This is a genomic window from Pseudomonas sp. GW456-12-10-14-LB2 (assembly GCF_002884345.1).
GTDB lineage: Bacteria > Pseudomonadota > Gammaproteobacteria > Pseudomonadales > Pseudomonadaceae > Aquipseudomonas > Aquipseudomonas paraglycinae.
Map to the genome: position 1 here is coordinate 1 of NZ_POHV01000268.1, position 249 is coordinate 249.

Sequence of the window (249 nt, forward strand, 5' to 3'; positions counted from 1 at the left end):
CGTACATGCCGTACATGCCCGAATGCATGTAGGAGAGGCCACCGCCATTGGTGTTGAGCGGCAGCTTAGCCCCGGGCCGCGTGTTGCCGTCAGCGATGAACTTGCCGGTCTCCTCGTGCGGCATGAAGCCGAGGTCGCCGAGGCCGAACAGCGGCAGATGCGCAAAGGCGTCGTAGATCATGAGATGGTCGACGTCCTTGTGGGCGATGCCGGCCTCCTTGAAGGCCAGCGGCCCCGCGGTCTTGAAGG

The 249-nt window shown here is 64.3% G+C and carries 1 pseudogene; it reads right to left on the reverse strand.

Annotation, left to right across the window (positions count from 1 at the left end):
• Positions 1-249, reverse strand: a pseudogene (locus C1X29_RS30175) (thiolase); the annotation flags it as partial.